We start from the raw sequence: 22,307 nt of genomic DNA on the forward strand, positions 1-22,307 counted from the left end.
ACGAAGCAGTCCCGTGGAGGCCCCGCATGCAGGCATGGCAAGTGCACGAGAACGGCGAGCCGAGCGAGGTGATGCGCCTGGCGGAGGTGGAGCGGCCCACACCCGGCGACGGCCAGGTGCTGCTGCGGGTGCGAGCCGCCAACATCAACTTCCCGGACGCCCTGCTGTGCCGGGGCCAGTACCAGGTACGCCCGCCGCTGCCCTTCACGCCGGGCGTGGAGATCTGCGCCGAGACCGAGGACGGCCGCCGGGTGATCGCCAACCCCGCGCTGCCGTACGGCGGTTTCGCCGAGTACGCGGTCGCCGACGCCCGCGCCCTGCTGCCCGCGCCAACGGCGCTGGACGACGCCGAGGCCGCCGCGCTGCACATCGGCTACCAGACGGGCTGGTTCGGCCTGCACCGCCGGGCGCACCTGGAAGCGGGGGAGACCCTGCTCGTGCACGCCGCCGCCGGAGGTGTCGGCAGCGCGGCCGTGCAGCTCGGCAAGGCGGCCGGGGCCACCGTGATCGGCGTGGTCGGCGGTGCCGACAAGGCCGCCGTCGCCCGGGAGCTGGGCTGTGACGTGGTCGTCGACCGGCGCAGCGAGGACGTCGTCGCGGCCGTGAAGGAGGCCACCGGCGGCCGGGGCGCCGACGTGATCTACGACCCCGTCGGCGGCGCGGCCTACGCCCAGTCCGCCAAGCTCGTCGCCTTCGAGGGCCGGATCGTCGTCGTCGGCTTCGCCAGCGGCACCATCCCGAGCCCTGCGCTCAACCACGCCCTGGTGAAGAACTACTCGATCCTCGGCCTGCACTGGGGCCTGTACGCCACCAAGAACCCGAAGCTCATCCTGCACTGCCACGAGCAGCTCACCGAGCTGGCCGCGCGGGGTGCGATCAAGCCGCTGGTGAGCGAGCGGGTGCCGCTGAGCGAGGCCGCCGGGGCCGTGCAGAAGGTGGCGGACGGCCGGTCCACCGGCCGGATCGCCGTGGTGATGGAGGAAGCAGCATGACCGACGCCGACGAACTGGTCCGCCGCACCCAGGAGTTGCTGGCCCAGTACCCGCCCGGGAGCACCGACCGCCTGGACTTCCTGCGAGCCCGCTTCGACGCCGGGCTGGCCTGGGTGCACTACCCGGAGGGCCTCGGCGGGCTCGGTGCCCCGCGCGCCCTCCAGGTCGTGGTGGACGCCGAGCTGGAAGCAGCCGGCGCCCCGGACAACGACCCCCGGCGCATCGGCATCGGACTCGGCATGGCCGCGCCGACCATCCTGCGCTACGGCACCGAGGAGCAGAAGCGGCGCTATCTGCGGCCGCTGTGGACGGGGGAGGAGGTCTGGTGCCAGCTGTTCAGCGAGCCGGGCGCCGGCTCCGACCTGGCCGCACTCGGCACCAGGGCCGTCCGTGAAGGCGACGACTGGGTGGTCAACGGGCAGAAGGTGTGGACCTCCAGCGCCCACCTGGCCCGCTGGGCCATCCTCATCGCCCGCACCGACCCGGACGTGCCCAAGCACGCGGGCATCACCTACTTCCTCTGCGACATGACCGACCCCGGCGTCGAGGTGCGGCCGCTGCGCCAGATCACCGGCGAGGCCGAGTTCAACGAGGTCTTCCTGACCGACGTCCGCATCCCCGACTCCCGCCGCCTCGGCGAGGTCGGCGACGGCTGGCGGGTCGCCCAGACCACGCTCAACAACGAACGCGTCGCCATCGGCGGTATGCGGCTGCCCCGCGAGGGCGGCATGATCGGCCCGGTCGCCACAACCTGGCGCGAACGCCCCGAACTGCGCACCCACGACCTGCACCAGCGGCTGCTCAAGCTGTGGGTGGAGTCCGAGGTCTCCCGGCTCACCGCCGAACGCCTGCGCCAACAGCTCGTCGCCGGACAGCCCGGCCCCGAGGGCGCCGGCATGAAGCTCGCCTTCGCCCGGCTCAACCAGGAGATCAGCGGCCTGGAGGTCGAACTCCGCGGCGAGGAGGGCCTGTTGTACGACGACTGGACCATGCGCCGCCCCGAACTGGTGGACTTCGTCGGCCGCGACGCCGGCTACCGCTACCTCCGCTCCAAGGGCAACAGCATCGAGGGCGGGACCAGCGAGGTCCTGCTGAACATCGTCGCCGAGCGCGTCCTGGGCCTGCCCGCCGAGCCGCGCACCGACAAGGACGTCGCCTGGAAGGACCTCGCCCGATGAGCACACAGCCGGATCTGCTCTACTCCGAGGAGGAAGAGGCGCTGCGCGCCGCGGTCCGCGACCTGCTCACGGACCACTGCGCACCGGCCGACGTGATCGCCCGCACCGAGTCGGACGCCCCGCACGACCTCGCCCTGTGGAAGTCCCTGGCCGTCGACATGGGCCTGGCCGGACTCCTGGTGCCCGAGGCACAGGGCGGCCAGGGTGCCGGCCACCGAGAAGTCGCCGTCGTACTGGAGGAGTTGGGGCGCGCGGTCGCACCCGTGCCCTACCTCACCAGTGCGGTCGTGGCCACCGAGGCCCTGCTGGCCTGCGCGGACGAGGAGCTGCTGGGCCGCCTGGCCTCCGGACGGACCATCGGTGGCCTCGCGGTCGGCCTGCACGCGGCTCCGGGCGCCGCCCTCAAGGCCGTACGGCTGGAGAACGGCACTCTGCACGGGGAGTTGACGGGCATCGCGGACGCGGCCGCCGCCGATGTGCTGCTCGTCCCGGCCGACGACGGCGGGCTGTACGCCGTGGCAGCCGACGCGGTGACCGTCACCCCGCAGATCTCCCTCGACCTCACGCGCCCCCTCGCCACCGTCACCCTCGACGGCGCGCCCGGCCGCCGCATCGGCGACGCGGAACCCGCCGTACGACGGGCCCTGCGCGCCGCCGCCGGACTGCTCGCCTCCGAGCAACTGGGCATCGCGGACTGGGCGTTGACCGAGACCGTCCGGTACCTGAAGGAACGCAAGCAGTTCAACCGGCCCGTCGGCGGCTTCCAGGCGCTCAAGCACCGGCTCGCCGAGCTGTGGCTGGAGGTCGTCAGCCTCCGGGCCGCCGCCCGCGCCGCCGCCGACGCGCTGGCCTGCGGCGAGGACGCGGACGTCTCGGTCGCCGTTGCGCAGGCGTATGCGGCGCCCGTCGCCGTCCACACGGCCGAGGAGGCGCTGCAGTTGCACGCCGGGATCGGGATGACCTGGGAGCATCCGATCCACCTGTACCTGAAGCGGGCCAAGGCCGACTCGATCGCCTACGGCACTGCGGGCGCCCACCGGGAGGCGCTGGCCGAACTGGTCGGTCTCCAGGCACCCTGACCCACGGCGTGTGAAGCCCGCCCCACCTGGGGCGGGCTTTCTCGTGCGCGCACCCGTCACCAAGTGAACAGAGGGCACCACTCCGGCCAACTCCCCGCAGGAAAGGGACCTTTGAGTGGAGAGCGCACGCATACTCTCCCCGGTCCCATCCGGCCCCTCAAGGGAGGCAGCGCATGGCCCTCACCACCCGCCGCAGAGCCCTCACCACCCTCGGCGCCGCCCTCGCGGGCGCGATCGCCCTGCCCGCCGGCCAGGCCCGGGCGGACGGCGGCCACCGCGGCCCGCGCCCGCTGTGGCACGCGCACGCCCACAACGACTACGAGCACCCGCGACCCCTGTTCGACGCCCTCGACCACCGCTTCGGCAGCGTCGAGGCCGACATCTTCCTCGTCGGCGACCAGCTGCTCATCGGCCACGACGCCTCCGAGCTGGACCCGACCCGCACCCTCGAATCCCTCTACCTCGACCCGCTCGCCGCCCGCGTCGCGGCCAACCACGGCCCGGTGTACCGGGGCCGGCGCCGGCCTCTCCAGCTCCTCGTCGACATCAAGACCGAGGGCTCCTCGACGTTCCTCGAACTCGACCGCCACCTCAGGCGCTATCCGCGCCTGTTCACCCGGTACGCGCACGGCCGCGTCCATCCCGGGCCGGTCACCGCCGTCATCTCCGGCGATCGCGCGGCCCGTATCCCGATGGAGGCGCAGACCGAGCGCCGCGCCTTCTACGACGGCCGGCTCGCCGATCTCGGCAGCGCGGCCCCCGCCTCCTTCATCCCGCTGATCAGCGACAACTGGACGCTGAACTTCACCTGGCGGGGCGAGGGCGCCTTCCCGGACGCCGAGCGGCAGAAGCTGCGGAGCATCACCGCCGCCGCCCACGCGCGAGGGCAGGAGATCCGGTTCTGGGCCACCCCGGACGCCGCCGGACCGGCCCGGGACGCCCTGTGGACCGAACTGCTCGCGGGCGGCGTCGACTACCTCAACACCGACGACCTCGCCGGGCTCGAGGCGTTCCTGGACGCACACCCGTCCGCCTGACACCACACGATCGGAGGACACGTCAGCCGCCCGGACGAACCCTCCGCTACGCCACACTTACGGCCGAACGCCGCTCATGGGGCGTGGCGGAGGAGGTTCCCGATGGCCGTTTCGATCTCTGTGGTGCTGCTGCTCCTGATCATCGCCGTGATCTTCATGCGCAACGGCGCGCTGAAGATCTCGCACGCCCTGGTCTGCATGCTGCTCGGCTTCTACATGGCCAGCACCAGCATGGCGCCCACCATCCACAGCGGGCTCACCGCGACGGCCGACCTGGTGAGCAGCCTGCGGCCCTAGGGGCAGCCGCAGGCTGTTCAGGTCACGACGAGAAGACCCCGATGCCGTTCGGCACGGGACGCTCGGCGCCGCCGCTCGGGTGGTTGCGGACCGTCACACTGCTCGCGCCCGCATCGCGGGTGACCATCTCGCTCGAACCGCCGCCGTCGAGGTTGAACGCGTCGGTCGCGCCGAGGTCGTTCATCAGGTCGGCCTCCTCCGCGACGGTCATGCCGGTCCGGTAGTCGGCGGCCCCGTCCAGCGCGAGCAGCAGCATCTGGTGCCCGTCGTCACCGAAGCCCACGACGGTGCGCACGGCGGAGACGGAGTCGTCGAGACCGGACAGCGGCTCGCCGTCGCGCAGGACCGGGTAGCCGCCGATCGCGAACGCGTACGGGACCTTGGCCGTGGCCGCCACCAGGTCGTGGGTGACGGCCACCGGGTCGCCCACCGACAGCTTGCGCAGCTGCTGCGCGCCCTGCTCGCGGCCCACCAGGACCGTGGTGTCCGCGGCGATCGCGCCGTTGCCCGGGGTGTCGGAGGCGGAGACCACCTTGCCGCCCTTGACCTTCACCTCGTAGGTGTCCGTGCTGCACGCCGCCGCCCGGTCGGTGTCCGTGCCGCAGACGGCCCGCACCCGGGAGACGCTGCCCCACCGCGAGGTGAAGGCACCGACGGAGTTCTGCGGCAGGGCGTACTGGTTGAGGCCCTTGAGCGGAAGGCGCCCCTCGGGCGTGGTCACGGAGCCGGCCAGCGTGAGGCGGTCCATGCGGGCCCGCCGGTCGGTGCCCACGCCGAAGACGTCCGTCGTGGTGGTCCCGGGCGGCAGCGACGGCCCGAACCGCTGGCCCTTCGGCACCGCCGCCTTCAGCACCTGCTGGGCCGCGATCGCGGGTCCCACGCTCGCGCCGGTCGCCTCGACGCCCGGGTGCTGGGTCTCGGTGATGTTGAAGAAGTCGCCGTTGACGCCGGCGACCGCGCCGGCCGAGTCGGCCAGCTTCGAGACGGTCGCGCGGGTGGCCACTGTCCCCGGGTACAGCAGGTCCAGTCGGACGTGGGGATTGTTCAGGTCGACGGTGAGCAGGTGGGCGTGGGTCTCGCCCGCCGCCACCTCGAGGTCGAACTGCCGGTAGGTGACCCCCGGCGCGACGCCTTCGCCCAGCGGAACGGCACCGGGCGGTGCCGCCCCCGCCAGGGCCGCACCGGCCAGTACACCGAACGCCGTGAGAACCGAGAGAACCGATCTGCCTGCTGCCGTCTGCCGCCGATCGTGCGCCACTGCGCCCCCTGATGTCTCGTCAACTTTCCCAGAACTCAGGGGAAGTGCAGCAGACGGTGGTGGCGTGCGGGGGTGCTAGGCGTCGACGACGCGAGAACGGGTGAGAAAACGCACCCCCTCGGGTGCCTCCAGCGAGAAGCCGCTCCCCCGTCCGGGTACCACGTCGACGATCAGCCGGGTGTGGCTCCACACCTCGAACTGGCTCCTCGACATCCAGAAGGTCACGGGCTCCTCGACGCCCTCCATGGCCAGCTCCGCCAGCAGCACGTCCGAGCCGCCGGTCCGGAACTCGCCGTCCGGGTAGCACATGGGCGCGCTGCCGTCGCAGCACCCGCCGGACTGGTGGAACATCAGCGGGCCGTGCTCGGCACGCAGCCGCCGCACCAGTTCGGCGGCCTCAGGGGTGAGTTCGACGCGGGGGACTTCCTCTTCCATGGTCACCGTCCTGGAGAGCCGGGGGCGTCGGACCCGACCCAGTCTCACGGCTCGTCAGGACCACGTCCAGCAGGCGTCCTTCGCGGCCGGGCCGGACCGCCGGTCAGCGGTGAGCGAGCACGTTGACCACCCTCCCGTTGGGATCCCGTACGAAGAACCGTCGCACGCCCCACTCCTCGTCGGTGAGCGGGTGCACGATCTCGGCGCCCCGCTCGCGCATCGCGGCGTACACCGCGTCCACGTCCTCGACCTCGATGCTCAGGTCCGGTGCGACGGGCGCGGTGCGGTCCTCGATCATGAGGCTCAGCTGGACGGTGGGGTTCTCGGCGGACGCGAGCGTCACGATCCACCCGTGGTTCATGACCTCCTCGAGCCCCAGTACCCCGTAGAACTCCGCGCTCTCCGGCAGGGCGGTCGACTGGATGTTGGGCACGACGCGGCGTACGTGCATCTCGCGGCTCCGCTGGTCGGTCGGACGGTGAAGGGCAGTGCGGGCAGGGTAGTGGGAGGCGTTCTTCGGCGAAATGAAGTCGACGGGTGGGCAGGTGCAGGGGAGAGGATGTCCCCATGCGCTACCACTCGCCCTTCCACCAGCCCGAACCACGCCTCGTGGCCGAGGGCGAACACCCGCTCTGGGACGAGGCCCTGGCGGTGGTCAACCGGGATCTGGCGGTGACCCTGCCCGAGCAGCGGCCCCTGTGTCTGTTCGCTGTGCCGCCCTGGGAGGGGGAGGAGGAGCAGGTGTACGTCGCTCTCGCCAACGGCGAGTGGCACGGGAACTCCCTGTGGTCCGGACTCAGCACCGCCACCCACGCCCTTGAGGCCGTGGCCGAGGCCGCCCAGGACACGGTCTCCGAGCGGCTGTGGCGGGCCTGGCCGGTGTGTGCCGTGCACGACCTGGGGATGCATGTGCGCAAGGTGTCCGGGCGCCCGTCGTGGTGGTGCGCCGGCTCGGGGACCGAGGGCGATCCGGCACACGTCCGGGCCGCCATAGGCGAGTTGGACACCCTCCAGCGCCCGCACCGGCCGAACCGGAAACGCCGGAAGAAGGGCCCGCTGGGCTGACCGGCACGGCGGGCTGTCATGATCCCCGGATGCGGGAGATCGAGGAACTGGCCCAGGTGGACGATCCGGCCTGGCCGGAGCTTCAGGAGCTGCTGGAGGCCAGTGCCGTACCGGTCCGCGTGCTGCCGGGCGACCCCGGCGAGGGCCGCCGCTGTCTGCTCCAGATGCAGGTCACCGCGCGTTCGGCGCTCGGCGCGCTGGTGCTGAACTGCGGCGGACTCGTCCTGGACGACGGCTGGGTGCGGGTGTTCGGCGGCGGGTCGCAGGCCGGCGGCGGGTTGCCGAGCCTCGGGCGGGTCAACGGCTTCCCGGAGCGGTTCGATCCCGGCTGGCACCCCGCGTCCGGGCTCGTCGTCGGGCACGACGTGCTCGGCGGGGTGTTCGTGCTCAGCGGCCACGACCCGGCCGCAGCGGGCCGCCCCGGCGCCCCCGGGCAGATGACCTACTTCGCGCCCGACACCCTGGAGTGGGAGGCGCTGGACATGGGCCACTCCACCTGGGTGTGGTGGCTGCTGTCCGGCCGACTGGAGACGTTCTACGACGGACTTCGCCGGCCGGGCTGGCGCGCGGAGGCCGCCGCCCTGGACCCCTCGCAGGGCATCACCGTCTATCCGTTCCTGTGGTCGCAGGAGGCGCACGACGACCTCGCGGCCACGAGCCGTCGAGCCGTGGCGATGCGCGAAGTCCTCGGCGTGGCAGCGGACTTCGCCCGGCAGGCGGGCCCGGCCGATCCGGGTTTCCTGGGCGAGGTGTGAGACACCACCGCCCAGACGGTCACCCGTCCAGCAGGACGTTCCCGACCGTGTCCAGGAAGTCGGACACGAGCAGCGCGTAGAGGTGCCGGCGGGCCGGCCCACGCACCGGGCCGCCGGCCTGTAGCCGACGGCCCGGGAATCGTTCGGGTCAGCTTTGGGGAGGCACCGCTTGTCCGGGCGGGCCCGCGGCGGCCGTCGCCTGTAGCACGTCGACGTCACTCGCCCGGACATAGGCGAGCCGGTGGCCGAGCTGGATCTCGTAGTACGCCTCGCTGCCCTTCACCACCGGGGACGGGGAGTCATCGGAGGAAGGTTTCTCCAGATAGGAGCCGAGGACGCGGGACTGCGTCACGTACCGCTGGCCCGCGCGGAGGGTGTACGGGAGCGGCGACTCTTCGGGCTGTTCGTCCGCCTCCTCCGGAAAGGCGTCCTCCTCCGGCAGGGCTCGGCCGAACACCTCGATCTCCTTCAGGCCCTCCTTCGGAGTCACCATCCGGCCGAGCGCACCGACGGCCGTCGGGTGACCCTCCGGGTTCTTGAACCAGGCCTTGTGGCCCTGGTACCAGATCGCCGTCCAGTCGCCGCTGCGGTCCGCGACCGCGAAGGTCTGGCCCGCGGAGACCCGCGACCCCAGGTCGTCGACGTCCTCCGTGGAGTCCTCGCCGTCGGGGTGCCGGCCCGGGTCCTGGATCAGCGGAGCGCCCTCGTCCGGATCGGTGTGCAGGCGGACCGCGCTGGAGCCGTGCGGCGCACACTTCACACCGCTCTTGGTGCAGCCCGTGAACCGCGGCTTGTAGGTGGGGTAGTCCGGAAGGATCATCACGACGTCGCTGTCCGGCCCGGCCGTCGCCCTCAGCGGCGCGCCCAGCAGGTCGAAGTAGTGCCGCCAGTCCCAGAAGGGGCCCGGGTCGTCGTGCATGTCCGGGATGGTGTCCTCGGTCGGGGCCGGCACATTGTCGTGGCCGAAGATGTGCTGCCGGTCGAGCGGAACCCCGTACTTCGTCGCCAGGTACTTCACCAGGCGGGCCGAGGACCGGTACATCGTCTCCGTGTACCAGGCGTCGGGCTGCCGCAGGAATCCCTCGTGCTCGATCCCGATCGAGTGGGCGTTCACGAACTGGCTGCCGGAGTGCCAGGCCGCGTCCTTGGTCTCGACGTGCTGGGTGATGTGACCGTCCCGGGACCGGATGGAGTAGTGCCACGACGCCTCCTCCGGACTCTGGATCGTCTGCAGCATCGACGCCAGCGGCGCCTCGGTGTCGTGGATGACGATGTAGTCGATCCGCTGGTCCCTGGGCCGGTCGGCCAGCTGGTGGTTGCCGTACTGCTCGTCGTCGATCTCGACGTACGGCGCGCTGAGCCAGGAACAGGACAGCTCCCGCGGGCAGTCGACCTGCCTCGGCCGCGGCGCGCCCTCGGTGACGAGGCGGGGCGGGCGGACGCGGGGGCTCGCGGCGAGGGTGACGCGCTGGCCCGCGTCGGTGGTGCGGTCCGCGCCCCGGCGGATCACGTCGAAGACGTCGTTCGCATACGTCGTCGCCGAGGTGCGGTCGGCGGCGCCCGGGAAGCGGGCCACGGTCTCCCACCAGTCCGCCGGGTTGGGGCTCAGCGGCTTGCCGAGCTGCCGTTGGGTCGCCGCGAGGAGGGCCGCGCCGCCGCGCACGTTGGCGGCGTCGTCCGTCCGCAGCTGCTCGGCCGTCAGTCCGGTCAGACGTGCGGCCCGTTGCAGGTCGGCCGAGGCGTTCGTCCCCTGCGGGGCGGGCGGACCCGCCGCCCCCACGTGCGGCCGGCCCCGCATGTGCTGCGGCGTCTGCTGTGGCTGGGTCCTGGACGCGTCCAGCAGGTGCATCGGACCGTAGCCGCCGACGACGCTCGGGGCGCCCTGATGGGAGTCCCAGCGCGACTGCAGGTAGGACACGCCCATGAGCACGCTCCGTGGGATGTGGAACTCGTTCGCGGCGGCCGTGTAGTCGTCCTGCAGGCGTCGGTCGGAGGGGGTGCCGTCCCCCGAGCGGTCGATCAGCAACGGTACGAGAAGCGCCGCCGAAGCGGTCACACAGATGATCCGGCGGTGTCCGCGTACGGCTCTGGAGACGCGGGGGGCGACGCGTTTTTTCATGGAGGTGCCTCCGACGAGGTTCAGCGTGGCCAGGACAAAATGCGACCAGGGCACGGAGCGTTGCCCTCCAGGACGAAAGACGGCCGCCCTGCGCGTCACCCCTCGTACGTTTCCGTGCCTCGCGCGCCCCGTCGCGCCGAGCGTCACCGGCGTGGACCAGCCGCCCGGCACAGGCCACCCGGTCGGCGGCACCTCGTCGGTCCCGGCGGGGGAGGGGATCAGTCCTCGACCGGGTCCACCTGCCAGTCGGGGTGTCCGGGCATCGGCGGGGTGTGCGGCCCGTACAGCCACGGGGTCAGAAAGGACGTCAGATCCTGGCCGGCGACATCGGACGCGAGCCGGATGAAGTCGCGGGTGCCGGCGGCCCGGCCCCGGTAGGTCGTCACCCAGGACCGCTCGATCCGGTCGAAGGTGTCCTCGCCCACCTTCTCCCGCAGCGCGTAGAGCACCAGCGCCGAGCCGTCGTAGCGCATCTGGCGGAACAGCGTGGGCTCGGTGGGCTCGGCGGGCGCGCCGTCGTCGTGCCGCCACTGGTCGTGCTGCTCGTACGCGGCCCGCATCATGTCCTCGAAGTCGATGCCGCCGTGGGTGTGGGAGTAGAGAAGCTCGTAGAAGCGGGCGTGCCCCTCGCTCAGCCACAGGTCGGACCACCGCCGGATCGCGACGCTGTCGCCGGTCCAGTGGTGGGCGAGTTCGTGGACGAGGTTGCGCTCGGCGGCGACCTGATCGCCCGACAGGTCCGCGCTCGGCACGACCGACAGCGACTGGGTCTCGAGGGCCACCGGCAGGTCGGCGTCCCCGACCAGGACGCCGTACCGGCGGAAGGGATACGGGCCGAGCCGCTCCTCCAGCCACGCCAGGTGCCCGGGGGTGAGCGAGCGGTACGCCTCGGTGGCGGTGACCAGGTCCTGCGGGACAGCGTCCCGGACGGGCAGCCCGCGCGGCCCCCGGCTCTCCACGAACGCGTACTTTCCGACGGCCATCTGGACCAGCTGGGCGGCGACCGGATGCTCGGAGTCGTAGGTCCACCGGATCCGCCCGTCCCTTTGCCTGGCGCGCTCGACGAGCCGGCCGCCCGCCACCGCCGTCAGCCCCGGCGGCGTGGTGATGCGGAAGGTGAACGGCGCCCGCACGCTGGGGTGGTCGTCGGCGGGAAAGATCATCTTGGCCCCGTCGGGCTGGAGGGACAGCAGGGTGCCGTCGGGCGTGGGTACCCAGCCGTAGTCCTGGATCGCGTCGTCACGATGGCGTCGCTGCGTCGGGTCGGCGGTGTAGGCGACCCGGACGGTGAACGCATGCCCGCGGGCGATCGGCTTCGCGGGGGTGACGACGAGTTCGTCGCCGTCGCGCACGGCCTTCGCCGGTGCACCGTCCACGGTGACCGTGTGGAGCGCGTTGCCCGCGAAGTCGAGGTCGAAGCGGGACAGGGCCTGTGTGGCGGTGGCGCTGATGCTGGTGCTCGCCGGGAACGGCGTGCGGGGTGCGCGCCAGTCGAAGTCGAGGGTGTAGCGGCGGACCGTGTAGCCGCCGTTGCCGTCGAGCGGCAGGAGCGGGTCGCCGAGTCCCCGGGCGCCCGGGGACGGGGCCTCGCCGGGCGCCCGGGCCGAGGCGCCGGGCGCGGGGTGCCCGGCGCGGGCGGGCTCGTGGTGCTCCCCGGGGGAGAGGACGACGACGAGGACGACGGCCCCGGTGATCCCGAGGGCCCCGGTCAGGGCGAGGGCCGTGCGACGGAGGCCGGCAGACGTGATGTCCACGGCGGAACTATGTCATAAAAGATCACTAATGCCTGGATTGCCCCGATAGTGATCGACGTTCCGTTTGACTTCGAGTGCACTCCACTTCGTAGCGTTTCGGCCATGACCACTGCACAGCACAAGATCGGTTCGGGTTTCGGCGCCGAGAGCACTGCCGACGACGTCCTCCACGGCATCGACCTCACCGGAAAGCTCGCGATCGTCACCGGCGGCTACTCGGGGCTCGGCCTGGAGACCACCCGGGCCCTGACCAAGGCGGGCGCCCGGGTCGTCGTCCCGGCGCGCCGTCCGGACACCGCGCGCGAGGCGCTGGCCGGCCTCGACCGTGTCGAGGTGGACGAGCTGGACCTGGGCGACCAGGACAGCGTGCGGGCGTTCGCCGAGCGGTTCCTCGCCTCCGGCCGCACCGTCGACCTCGTGATCAACAACGCCGGGATCATGGCCTGCCCCGAGACCCGCGTCGGGCCCGGCTGGGAGGCGCAGTTCGCCACCAACCACCTCGGCCACTACGCCCTCGTCAACCGCCTGTGGCCGGCGATCGAACCCGGCGGTGCCCGCGTGGTCTCGGTCTCCTCCCGCGGCCACCACTTCTCCGGCATCCGCTGGGACGACGTCCACTGGCAGCACGGCTACGACAAGTGGGAGGCCTACGGCCAGGCCAAGACCGCGAACGTCCTGTTCGCCGTCCACCTCGACAAGCTCGGCAAGGAACACGGCGTGCGCGCCTTCTCGCTCCACCCGGGCGGCATCATCACCCCGCTCCAGCGGCACCTGCCCAAGGAGGAGATGGTGGAGCGCGGCTGGATCGACGAACAGGGCAACGCGCTCAACCCCGAGGGTTTCAAGACCCCGCAGCAGGGCGCGGCCACCCAGGTGTGGGCGGCGACCTCGCCCCAGCTGGAGGGCATGGGCGGGGTCTACCTCGAGGATTGTGACATCGCCGAGCCGGCCCCCGAGGGCGATGAGCGCTCCGGCGTCAAGGCCTGGGCGACCGACCCCGAGCAGGCGGCCCGCCTGTGGGCGCTCTCGGCGGAGCTGACGGGCGTGGACGCATTCGGGGCATGACCCGAAGGGCCGCCCGCTCGCCCCGCAGCGCAGCCGGACGTCGAACGGGCGGGCGCCGCTACGGTCTCGTCCGCCGGTTCGGCTGCTTGGAAGCGGACTTGTTCCTCGAGGCGGTGCTCATGTGCTCGGAGTCGAGGATCTGGTCGCCGTACAGGTCCTGCAGCCAGTTCGTCTGGTAGATGGTGTCGAGGTAGCGCTCGCCGAGATCGGGCGCGATGGCCACCGCGGTGAGGTCACGGGTGTTGTGCCGGGCCAGCCAGTCCGTCGCGCCGCTGACCACCGTCCCCGTCGAGCCGCCGAACAGGAAGCCGTGTCTGGCCATGCGGTGACACGTACGGATCGTGTCCGCCTCCTCCACCCGCGTCACCTCGTCCACGAAGGACTCGTCGAGCAGCGGGGGAACCATGCTCATGCCCAGGCCGGGGATCATCCGGCGGCCCGGTTTGCCGCCGAAGGCCACCGAGCCCACGCTGTCCACGGCGACGATCCGCACCGGCCGGTGCCACTCACGGAAGTAGCGCGCGCATCCCATCAGGGTCCCGGCGGTGCCCGCCCCGATGAACAGCACGTCCAGCCGCGGGAAGTGGGCGGCGATCTCCGGCGCCGTCGTGCGGTAGTGCGCCCTCCAGTTGCCGGCATTGGTGTACTGACTGAGCCACACGTACCGGTCGTCGGAGGCGCACAGCCCGCGGACGTACTCGATCCGCGTGCCCAGGAAGCCGCCGTTCGCGTCCAGGTCGGCCACGATGTGCACCTGGCTGCCGAGCGCCTCCATCAGCAGCCGGGTCGACAGGTTGCAACGGGAGTCCGTCACACACAGGAACCGGTAGCCCTTGCTCGCGGCGATCATGCTGAGCGCCACGCCCAGGTTCCCGGAGGACGATTCGACGAGGATGGAATGCGACGTCAGGACTCCGTCCCGCTCGGCGCTCTCCACCATCTCGTTCGCGGCCTTCAGCTTGATGGAGCCGGCGAAGTTGAATCCCTCGCACTTCAGGTAGAGGGGGCATCCGAAGATCGACTCGAGGTCGACGAAGAGTCGGCCTTCGTTGAAGTCCTGGGGAGCGGATATCACGGGCACGGTGAGCCTCCTGGTACCAGGGCTGAGGACAACGGCCTCAGCCGTACCGGCGCAGGTCGTGGAAGAAGTCGTCGATGAGGCGGAGGTCGCCCGCCCCGGCTGCCTCGTCGTAGACGTACTTGCCGACGGCGAGATCGAGGACGCCGAGTCCGAAAGGCGAGAAGATCACCGGCCGGTCGTGCGGCGGAGCGGCCCGTCCGAGCATCACGTCGTTGAGCGTGCCGTTCAGGAAGTCGCGGTTGCCGGTGCGCTGTTCGACCAGGTGCGGGGAGGTGTCGGCTTTCAGGCAGTGCTCGACGTCGTCGACGAAGTTGGCCGAGGCCAGCAGGACCTCGGGTGCGAGGTCGCGCAGGGAGATGTGCAGGACCAGCGGGTTGTGGGTGAACCAGGCCGGGTCGGTGACATGGGGTTCACCGGCGACGGTGGCGAAGACCACGAGGTCGCTGGAGCGGACGAGGTCCTCGGCACGGTCGTGCACGGTGATCTCGGCGGTACTGCCCGACTGCCGCAGATACGCGCAGAATCCGCCGGTGCTGTCGGGGGACACGTCGTGCACGCCGATCGTGTCGAACGCCCAGTCGGTGCCGGCCAGGAAGGCGTGGATGTACCGGGCGATCAGACCCGTGCCGAAGAACCCGACCCGGGCCGGGCGCGGCCGGTTGCGGCTGAGCCAGTCCGCGGCCAGCGCGGCGGACGCCGCGGTCCTGGTCGCGCTGATGATGGAGCTCTCCAGGCACGCGAACGGGTAGCCCGTCTCCGGGTCGTTGAGGATGAGGACCGCGGAGGCCCGGGGCAGCCCGGTCCGCACGTTGTCCGGGAAGCTGGAGATCCACTTGAGGCCGTCCACGTGGACCGATCCGCCGACGGAGGCCGGCAGGGCGATGATCCGCGCGGTGGGCCGGTCGGCGAAGCGCAGGAAGTAGGACGGCGGGTTGACCGTGTCCCCGGCGCCGTGCAGCCGGTAGGTGGCCTCGACCAGTTCCACGATCTGCTTCTCGCGCCCGCTGAGGGCCTGCTGCACCTGTGTGCCGGAGATCACCGCGAACGTCGGTGCCGAAGCCGGCTGCGGCGGAGCCGACCGGGGTGCGGTGGACAACAGATCGCTCATCGCTGGCTCGCTTCCGGGGTCGGGCAGCAGTCGGCCAGGCGGCGGGGCTCGGCCATGCCGACCAGAACCTCTCGCTCGCCGGTGTAGGCCTCTCGGCTGTGTGCGGTACGGATGTTGTCGACGAGCATCAGGTCACCGGCCTGCCAGGGCTCGCGCCGGGTGTGCTCGTCGTAGGTGCTGTTGAGCAGCGCGACGACGTCCTCGCCGATCGGGGAGCCGTCTCCGTAGCGGGTGTTGAACGGCAGTCCGTCCTCGCCGTAGATGTCCAGCAGGTACTCGCGCACCTCCTCGGCCAGCGTCCACTGGTTGAGGAAGGCGATCTGGTTGAACCAGCAGCGCCGGCCCGTGAGCGGGTGCCGCACGACGGCGCTGCGGCGCTGCTCGGTGTGCAGGGAGCCGTCGGCCCGCCAGGTGAAGTCGATGGCGTGGGCCCGGCAGTAGCGCTCGATCTCGCCGCGCTCGTCGGTGCCGAACGACTCCGTCAGGGACGCCCCGATCTCGTCGTTGTAGGAGCGGGTCAGCAGCCAGCCCTCGCGCTCGAACCGTTCCGTCAGCGCGGCCGGCAGCGCCTGGAGCATCTGTTCCGCGTCGGCCACCGCGGTCGCCCCGTCCTGGTCGGGCGCGGTCAGACACGCGAACAGCATCAGGCCGGGCACCTCCAGTGTGTAGCTCAGTTCGTGGTGCATGCACATGGGCTGGTTGGCCGGCCAGGTCGCGGAGGAGTACAGCCCGGAGCCGTACGCCTCGCGCGGTGCGAAGGCCTCGCGCTCGGGCATCAGCGCCCCGGCGAGCCCCGCGAAGACGGCACCGACCTGGGACGCCTCCCGCAGCGCCAGACCGCGGACGACCAGCGCCCCGTGCTCGGTGACCTGCGCACGCAGCGACTCGCGGTACTGGGCCGCCCAACTCGCCGCGTCCCCCGGGGACTCGACGCGCAGGATCGCAGGTCTGTCCGGTCGCAGCTCCACGTCGAGGGGTGCTGCCAGAGGTGAGGAGGACATCTTGGATTTCCCTTCGGTTGCCCTTGTGGTGGCTCTGCGGGGCTCAGGAGGAGGCCAGTGGTGCCACGACACCCAGGACGGCCTGTGCTGCCTCGGCCGGACGGGTGCGCGGGAAGTAGTGGCCGCCGTCGGCCAGTTCGTGCAGGTCCACGTGCTCGGCCAGCAGCAGCCAGTCCCGGTGGCGCTGGGCGTGGCCGGCCGTGTGCGGATCGTCGGCTGCCACGACCACCGAGACCGGCGAGGCCAGCCGCGTCGGCGGCGGGGATTCCAGGACGGCGCAGAAGTAGCGGTGCGCGGACACGCAGTCGTGCCGGTAGGCGGCGCCGATGTGCTCGCTGTGCTGCGCGTTCAGTTCCGCGAGTTCGGTGTAGCCGGCGTCCGAGGTCAGCTCCGCGGCGATCTGGGCGTTGCTCCGGCTCGTCAGTGCGTCCACGGCGGCGCGCCGGTCGGCGGCGGTGCCGAGCAGCTGCGCACCGAGGAACACCCGCGGCACGTCCACATCGGCCTGCTGGAGTCGCCTGGCCGTCTCCACGGCCGGCGCGGTACCCGACGAGTGGCCCCACAGCAGCACCCGGGTCAGGCCGCGCGCGGTGATCTCGGCGGTGATGCGGTCCGCCACCTGCGCGATCGACGCGAACGGCTCCGGGTGGGACGCCAGGTCGTGACCGGGCAGGTCCACCGCGAGGACCGCGATGCGGTGGCTCGCCAACACGCTCGCCATCGGCTGGTAGTTGACCGCGTTGCCGCCCGCGTAGGGGAAGCACACCAGGGTGCACTCCGGCACCCCGCTCACCTGCGACAGCGGCTGGAGCAGCTCCGGCTGCTGCCGGCGCGTGCCGTCGAGCAGGGCGGCCAGGTCGGCGAGGACCGGGTGCCGGGTGATGTCCTTCAGGGACACCGCGCGGTCGAGCGCGATGGTGAGCTTGACCGCGGACAGGGAGGTGCCGCCGGAGTCGAAGAAGTGGTCCCTGCGGCCGATCCGGTGCTCGGGGACGCCCAGCACCTCGGCCCAGGCGGCCGTCAGCTTCCGCTCGGTCGGGGTGAGCGGGGCGTCGTCGCGCTTGTCGGACGCCGCCCGTTCCGTCTCCTCCGCGAGCGCGGTGAGCGCCTTCCGGTCGGTCTTGCCGTTGGCGGTCAGCGGCAGGCCGGGCCGCCAGTGGAATGCCGAGGGCACCATGTAGCCGGGCAGGACGGCACCCAGCGCCTCGCGCAGCAGGTCCGCCTCGAGCCGCCGGCCGGTGTAGAAGGCGATCAGGTGCTTGCTCTGCCCGGCCAGTTCCGCGACGACCACCGCACCGTCCCGTACCCCGGTCACCCGCAGCAGGGCGTTCTCGATCTCGCCGATCTCGATACGGAAGCCGCGGATCTTGACCTGGTTGTCCCGGCGGCCGAGGAACTCCAGCTTGCCACCGGGGTGCCAGCGTCCCCAGTCACCCCCGACGTAGAGCCGCTGACCGGGCCGGAACGGGTCCTGCCGGTACGCCTCACGGGTCCGCCCGGGATCGTTGACGTACCCCCGGCCCACGCAGACACCGGAGAAGGCGATCAGGCCCGGGGCGCCCAGCGGCACCAGGGACAGGTGCTCGTCCACGACGTGGACGTGCACGTTGTTGACCGCACGCCCCAGCAGAACGCGCTCCGGGACAGCGTCCATGACCTCGTGGTTGGTGTCGTCCGAAGTCTCGGTCAGTCCATAGGCGTTGACCAGCTTGATCCCCGGCTGGACGGCGAACCAGCGCTGGACCAGCTCCCGTTTCAACGCCTCACCGGTCACCGACACGCACCCCAGGTCCGGCAGCGCGCGCGGGTGCTGCTCCAGGTACGAGACCACGACCTCCAGATAGGAGGGCACGACCTGCGCCACCCCGGCCCGGCCGCGCACCAGCGTGTCGACGAACCGCTCCACGTCCGTGATCACGTCCTGCCCGACCAGCAGTGTCCGCCCGCCCACCAGCAGCGCGGACACCAGCTGCCACAGGGAGATGTCGAAGCACTGCGGGGCGGTCTGCGCCACCACGCACCCCTCACCGATCCCCAGGTCGTCGATCTTGGCGAAGAGATGGTTGAGCATGCCCGCGTGTTCGCACATCGCCCCCTTCGGCTCGCCGGTGGAGCCGGAGGTGAAGTAGATGTAGGCCAGCTGAGCGGCGTCGACCGGCACCCCGGGATCGGTTTCGGGGTGCGGTTCCGCGTACGCCGTCCCGATCAGCAGCCGCTCGGTTCCCGGCAGTGCGGCCAGTGCCTGGTCGAGCGTGTGGGTGCTGCCGGACTCGGTCAGCACCAGCCGGCACCCCGCGCGCGACAACGTTGCCGCGATCCGGCCGGCCGGGAAGTGGGGTTCGATCGGCAGGTAGGTGCCGCCCGCCTTGAAGACCGCCAAGGTCGCGGCCAGCCAGTCGAGGGTGCGCTCGGTGACCACGGCGACCACGCCCTCGCGGCCCAGACCGCGTGCCAGCAGCGCCCGGGCCAGCCGGTTCGCGTGCGCGTTGAGCTGTCCGTACGTCCACTCCCGCTCGCCGTGCACGGCCGCCACCGCGTCCGGATGGGCCCGTACCCGCTGCTCGAACAGCTCGTGCGCCCGTGCGTCGGGCAGCGTGCGGCGCGGCCCGGCCAGCCCTTCCAGCTGCTCGCGCACCTCGTCGGCCGACAGCAGACTCTGCCGTGTATGGTCGGCGTCCACGTCGGCCGTCATGAGCCGGAGCGCCGTCAGGTGGTAGCCGCCGATCCGGGCCGCACTCCCGGCGTCCAGCACGTCCGTGCGGTACCGGAGCCGCAGCCTGAGCCGGCCGTCGCGGTCGCACCAGCGCACGTGCAGCACGCCTGCGTCGGCCGGTGGGTCCCCGGCCGCCCGGGGGCCGAACACGACCTCGTACGACGGCTCCTCGACCCGCAGCTCCCGCCGCAGCTCGTCCACCGGGAACTCGCGGTGCGCCAGCACCTCCGCCTCGGCACGCCGGGCGGCCGCCACCAGGTCGCGCCAGGACCCCTGGGGAACTGCCAGCCGGCACGGCAGCGGCTCGCCGTGCACCCCGGCGGCATAGCCCGTCACGACCTCCTGCTCGCCGGACAGGGCGGCCAGCACCCTGGCGTGTGCCGCCAGCAGCAGCGCGCTGACCGGTACGTCCAACTGCCGTACCAGCCCCCGCGCCGCGTCCGCGACCTCGTCCGGCACCGCAGCCTCGTGCTCGGCCGTTCCCGGCACGGGCTCCTGAACCCATCGCGGCACCGCCGTGCTGCCGCCGGCGGTCAGCACACGCCTCCAGAACTCCCGGTCCGCTTCCACGCGCGTTCCCATCGAATGGCCTTCCTCAACTCACGGTCGCCGCAGGGGCGTCGGCCGAAGACGGTGATGCCGGCCGGGCGCCGGGGCCCGGCTGGTCGACGGCATCCGGCAGATCCACGGCCGGATTGCCGCCCCACCGTGCGTACGGGGGGACTTCCTCGCCCTTCATGAGGAAGGAATCGGGTGCCAGCACCGCGCCGTCGCCGATCGTCACGCCGTAGTGCACATGGGCGCCGACGCCCAAGGTGCAGCCGGCGCCGAGCGTGGTGCCGTCGGACTTGAAGGTGCCGTCCTCCTGCGAGTGGCACTGAATCTTGCTCCCGAAGTTGAGGGTGCAGTCGTCGCCGATGGTGGACAGCGTCCGCTCGGTCAGGTAGCAGCCGTCGTCGAAGACCCGGCGGCCGATGCGCACGCCCAGCAGACGCCAGACAAGGGCCTTGAAGGGCGTTCCGTTGAAGACGTTCAGGTAGTGGTCGGGCACCTTCCACAGGCGCTCGTGCCACCAGAAGTAGGGCTCGTAGATGGAACACAACCGGGGCCGCAGCGCACGGAACCGGGCGAGACAGCGCTCCACCAGCACGAAGTAGGCGGTGGTGAAGGCGAGCGTGATGGCCAGATACCCGGCGATCACCGCCTGACCCACCACTCCGTACAGATCGACGGTCGCGAGCCCGAACAACGTGAGCGCGAAGGTGTGCAGCCACCGTATGAGCAGCCAGAGGACCATCGAGCGCAGGTTGTAGCGGTTCTTCGCGGCGAGACCGCGGCGCAGTGCGTCCCCGGTCCTGAGGCCGTCGAACCGTGCGTCGCGCTCCACCGACCGGGGGATCTCGAAGCTGGGTGAGCCGAGAAGGCCGACACCCTCGCGGACGGCACCGTCGAGGGGAACCATCACCTTGGTCGCGAGCAGGCAGTTCTCGCCCGTCCTGCCGCCCGGGGGATAGGCGATGTTGTTGCCCAGGAAGTTGTGCGCACCGATCGCCGTCCGGGACACCCGGAAGGACGTGCTGGAGAAGTCCGCGTTGATGACGGAGAGCCCGTCGGCCACCATCGTGCCGCTGCCGACGGAGACCAGCAGGGGATTGTCGTGCTGCACCTCGGTGCCGAAATTCGAGCCGGTCTGCTCGACCCGGGACAGGTCGTATCCGATGCCCTGGAGATAGGGCACGATGTAGGAGCTGTCACCGAACAGCCAGGCGAAGAACCTGATGTTCGTCATGCGAGCCGTGGCCCGGTGCACCGCGTAGTGGAACCCGTAGAGCGGATAGACCCTGTCCGGCTTCACGGCCAGACTCAGCAGCCGCGGAACGGTGCACAGGACGACGAGGCCCACGACGAGGAAACCGAGGAACACCACGAGGGAGAGGGCCAGCGCGTCGTCGATCATTTCCGGCCGGGACAGCGCGGCCGTCTTCGGGTCGAGTCGCTTGCCGATCGCCGGTACTTCGGTGAACAGCATGTACATCCCGCCGACGGCCAGCGGTATGTACAGGAAGAACAGCTGAAGCAGGGTGACGAGACCGAACCAGGCCCGGCGCGGGGTCCCGCACCTGGCCGGCGGGATCCGCATGTAGTCGATCGCCGTGGGCTGCGCCGGAGACCCGTGCCAGCGCTCGCCGTCCGGGACCGCCATGCCACGGTGCAGGGCCGACGCGTGACCGAGCTGCGCGCCGTCGCCCATCGAGGTGTCGATGTCCAGGACGGTCTTCTCACCGATGTACACATCACGGCCGAGCGTGACCGGGCCGGTCTGGATACGCCCCGCGTGCGCCCGGTAGCCGAGGAGGAACGCGTCCTTGCGGATCACGCTGCCGGCGCCGATCGTCAGCAGGTCGGTGCAGACCGGGACGGAGGGGGACAGGATCGTGACACCCTTGCCGATCCGTGCGCCGAGAGCCCGGAGGTACAGCACGTACAGCGGATTCCCGACGAAGAGAATCATCGGATTCGCGTGGAGGAGGACCTTGACGAGCCAGAAGCGCAGATAGGTGAGGCCCCAGAGCGGGAATTCGCTCGTTCTCCAGCGGCCGACGAGAAGCCACTTGGCGGCGATCGGGAAGACACACAGGGCGATGAACCCGGCCCCTCCGAACAGCAGCGACCGCAGATAGATGCCGGCCAGACCGGAACCGGAGTCGACCCACTGGTATCCGGCGGAGGTGACGAAACCGGCGACCAGGGAGTACCCCAGGAAGAACAGCAACTGGAAGACTCCGCAGAGGAAATGAGCCCGCCCGCTCGGCCGCGTCTCCGGGGCCGGCGGCGCCGTCTGCGGCGGCGAGGAGTTCGGTGCGCCGACAGGATCCGGGGCGCTCTGCGCGAGGGACTCGGCCAGGCTGCGGATCGTCGAATACCGGTAGATGTCCTTCATGGACGGGGACGGCAGATCCGACTGCTTCCTCACCCGGGCACAGAACTGGGCCATGACCAGGGAGTTGGCGCCGAGATCCGTGAAGAAGTGGCTGTCCACCGGGACGCTCTCGGCGCCCACGAGGTCGGCCAGCACTTCCGCGAGTCTCCGCTGGGTGTCCGTCGTCGAGCCGGCGGGGTTCCGCCTGGTGACGGCGGCTTCGTCCGGCCCGGATATATGGACCTCGGAGGACTGCTCCACCATTCGATCTCCTGGAGGACGTCTGGATCGCCGGGGGCCGCCGATGGGTGTCCGGGGCCCTCGCCACAGCAGAACGGCCCGCCGAGCCATCGGAAGCTCGAAGCGCGTGCTCTTTCCTGATCACGAATTCCTGATCACGAACCGCCGCGTTCAGTTTCAGTCGGCCCCCGTTCCGTTGCCATTCGAATC

At 71.4% G+C, this 22,307-nt stretch carries 18 protein-coding genes; 8 read left to right on the plus strand and 10 right to left on the minus strand.

The window, feature by feature from the left end; all coding sequences use genetic code 11:
• The first annotated feature begins 26 nt into the window (after nucleotides 1-26).
• From ACZ5DS_RS32725 to ACZ5DS_RS32745, 5 genes are all read left to right on the plus strand, one after another.
• A complete protein-coding gene (locus tag ACZ5DS_RS32725) occupies nucleotides 27-992 on the plus strand; it encodes an NADPH:quinone oxidoreductase family protein (RefSeq protein ID WP_468245759.1) in 966 nt (321 codons plus the stop codon).
• Entirely contained in the window at nucleotides 989-2,170 is a 1,182-nt protein-coding gene (locus ACZ5DS_RS32730) for an acyl-CoA dehydrogenase family protein (RefSeq protein ID WP_468245762.1), read from the plus strand. The genes ACZ5DS_RS32725 and ACZ5DS_RS32730 overlap by 4 nt, the downstream gene beginning before the upstream one ends.
• The gene (locus ACZ5DS_RS32735; RefSeq protein WP_468245764.1) at nucleotides 2,167-3,249 is read left to right on the plus strand and encodes an acyl-CoA dehydrogenase family protein; all 1,083 of its coding nucleotides are present in this window, start codon (nucleotides 2,167-2,169) and stop codon (nucleotides 3,247-3,249) included. Before ACZ5DS_RS32730 ends, ACZ5DS_RS32735 begins: the two co-directional genes overlap by 4 nt.
• A gap of 173 nt (nucleotides 3,250-3,422) precedes the next feature.
• Nucleotides 3,423-4,286, plus strand: a complete 864-nt coding sequence (locus ACZ5DS_RS32740; RefSeq protein WP_468245767.1) for a phosphatidylinositol-specific phospholipase C/glycerophosphodiester phosphodiesterase family protein — start codon at nucleotides 3,423-3,425, stop codon at nucleotides 4,284-4,286.
• Between the two features lie 102 nt (nucleotides 4,287-4,388).
• Complete coding sequence (locus ACZ5DS_RS32745; RefSeq protein ID WP_468245769.1) at nucleotides 4,389-4,583, plus strand: hypothetical protein; 195 nt, start codon at nucleotides 4,389-4,391, stop codon at nucleotides 4,581-4,583.
• Between the two features lie 22 nt (nucleotides 4,584-4,605).
• Here the strand turns inward: ACZ5DS_RS32745 and ACZ5DS_RS32750 are convergent, their stop codons facing one another.
• From ACZ5DS_RS32750 to ACZ5DS_RS32760, 3 genes are all read right to left on the minus strand, one after another.
• Nucleotides 4,606-5,772, minus strand: coding sequence for a phosphodiester glycosidase family protein (locus tag ACZ5DS_RS32750; RefSeq protein WP_468245855.1), 1,167 nt, complete (start codon nucleotides 5,770-5,772; stop codon nucleotides 4,606-4,608).
• A 144-nt stretch (nucleotides 5,773-5,916) separates the two neighbouring features.
• A complete protein-coding gene (locus ACZ5DS_RS32755; RefSeq protein WP_468245771.1) occupies nucleotides 5,917-6,276 on the minus strand; it encodes a DUF779 domain-containing protein in 360 nt (119 codons plus the stop codon).
• A 103-nt stretch (nucleotides 6,277-6,379) separates the two neighbouring features.
• Nucleotides 6,380-6,727, minus strand: a complete 348-nt coding sequence (locus tag ACZ5DS_RS32760) for a VOC family protein (RefSeq protein ID WP_468245773.1) — start codon at nucleotides 6,725-6,727, stop codon at nucleotides 6,380-6,382.
• Nucleotides 6,728-6,843: 116 nt separating this feature from the next.
• Here ACZ5DS_RS32760 and ACZ5DS_RS32765 point away from each other — a divergent pair, with 116 nt between their 5' ends.
• Both ACZ5DS_RS32765 and ACZ5DS_RS32770 read left to right on the plus strand, forming a co-directional pair.
• Nucleotides 6,844-7,341, plus strand: a complete 498-nt coding sequence (locus ACZ5DS_RS32765; RefSeq protein WP_468245775.1) for a hypothetical protein — start codon at nucleotides 6,844-6,846, stop codon at nucleotides 7,339-7,341.
• Nucleotides 7,342-7,370: 29 nt separating this feature from the next.
• The gene (locus tag ACZ5DS_RS32770; protein WP_468245777.1) at nucleotides 7,371-8,096 is read left to right on the plus strand and encodes a DUF2625 family protein; all 726 of its coding nucleotides are present in this window, start codon (nucleotides 7,371-7,373) and stop codon (nucleotides 8,094-8,096) included.
• A gap of 148 nt (nucleotides 8,097-8,244) precedes the next feature.
• Here ACZ5DS_RS32770 and ACZ5DS_RS32775 read toward each other — a convergent pair whose 3' ends face one another.
• Entirely contained in the window at nucleotides 8,245-10,215 is a 1,971-nt protein-coding gene (locus tag ACZ5DS_RS32775) for an N-acetylmuramoyl-L-alanine amidase (RefSeq protein WP_468245778.1), read from the minus strand.
• 218 nt (nucleotides 10,216-10,433) lie between these two features.
• The gene (locus tag ACZ5DS_RS32780) at nucleotides 10,434-11,969 is read right to left on the minus strand and encodes a M1 family metallopeptidase (RefSeq protein ID WP_468245781.1); all 1,536 of its coding nucleotides are present in this window, start codon (nucleotides 11,967-11,969) and stop codon (nucleotides 10,434-10,436) included.
• A gap of 102 nt (nucleotides 11,970-12,071) precedes the next feature.
• Between ACZ5DS_RS32780 and ACZ5DS_RS32785 the strand changes: the two genes are divergently transcribed.
• Nucleotides 12,072-13,034 (plus strand): SDR family NAD(P)-dependent oxidoreductase, encoded by a 963-nt coding sequence (locus tag ACZ5DS_RS32785; RefSeq protein WP_468245783.1) that lies wholly within the window; start codon nucleotides 12,072-12,074, stop codon nucleotides 13,032-13,034.
• 58 nt (nucleotides 13,035-13,092) lie between these two features.
• Here the strand turns inward: ACZ5DS_RS32785 and sbnA are convergent, their stop codons facing one another.
• From sbnA to ACZ5DS_RS32810, 5 genes are read right to left on the minus strand one after another with little or no spacing between them, the layout of a single operon-like run.
• Entirely contained in the window at nucleotides 13,093-14,115 is a 1,023-nt protein-coding gene (gene sbnA / locus ACZ5DS_RS32790) for a 2,3-diaminopropionate biosynthesis protein SbnA (protein WP_468245785.1), read from the minus strand.
• Between the two features lie 37 nt (nucleotides 14,116-14,152).
• Complete coding sequence (gene sbnB, locus ACZ5DS_RS32795) at nucleotides 14,153-15,223, minus strand: 2,3-diaminopropionate biosynthesis protein SbnB (RefSeq protein WP_468245788.1); 1,071 nt, start codon at nucleotides 15,221-15,223, stop codon at nucleotides 14,153-14,155.
• Nucleotides 15,220-16,224, minus strand: a complete 1,005-nt coding sequence (locus tag ACZ5DS_RS32800; RefSeq protein WP_468245790.1) for a TauD/TfdA family dioxygenase — start codon at nucleotides 16,222-16,224, stop codon at nucleotides 15,220-15,222. The genes sbnB and ACZ5DS_RS32800 overlap by 4 nt, the downstream gene beginning before the upstream one ends.
• 43 nt (nucleotides 16,225-16,267) lie before the next feature.
• Nucleotides 16,268-19,519 (minus strand): non-ribosomal peptide synthetase, encoded by a 3,252-nt coding sequence (locus ACZ5DS_RS32805; protein ID WP_468245792.1) that lies wholly within the window; start codon nucleotides 19,517-19,519, stop codon nucleotides 16,268-16,270.
• Nucleotides 19,520-19,532: 13 nt separating this feature from the next.
• A complete protein-coding gene (locus tag ACZ5DS_RS32810) occupies nucleotides 19,533-22,121 on the minus strand; it encodes a Pls/PosA family non-ribosomal peptide synthetase (protein ID WP_468245795.1) in 2,589 nt (862 codons plus the stop codon).
• Between the last annotated feature and the right edge of the window lie 186 nt (nucleotides 22,122-22,307).

Source organism: Streptomyces sp. NPDC031100, from assembly GCF_055570785.1.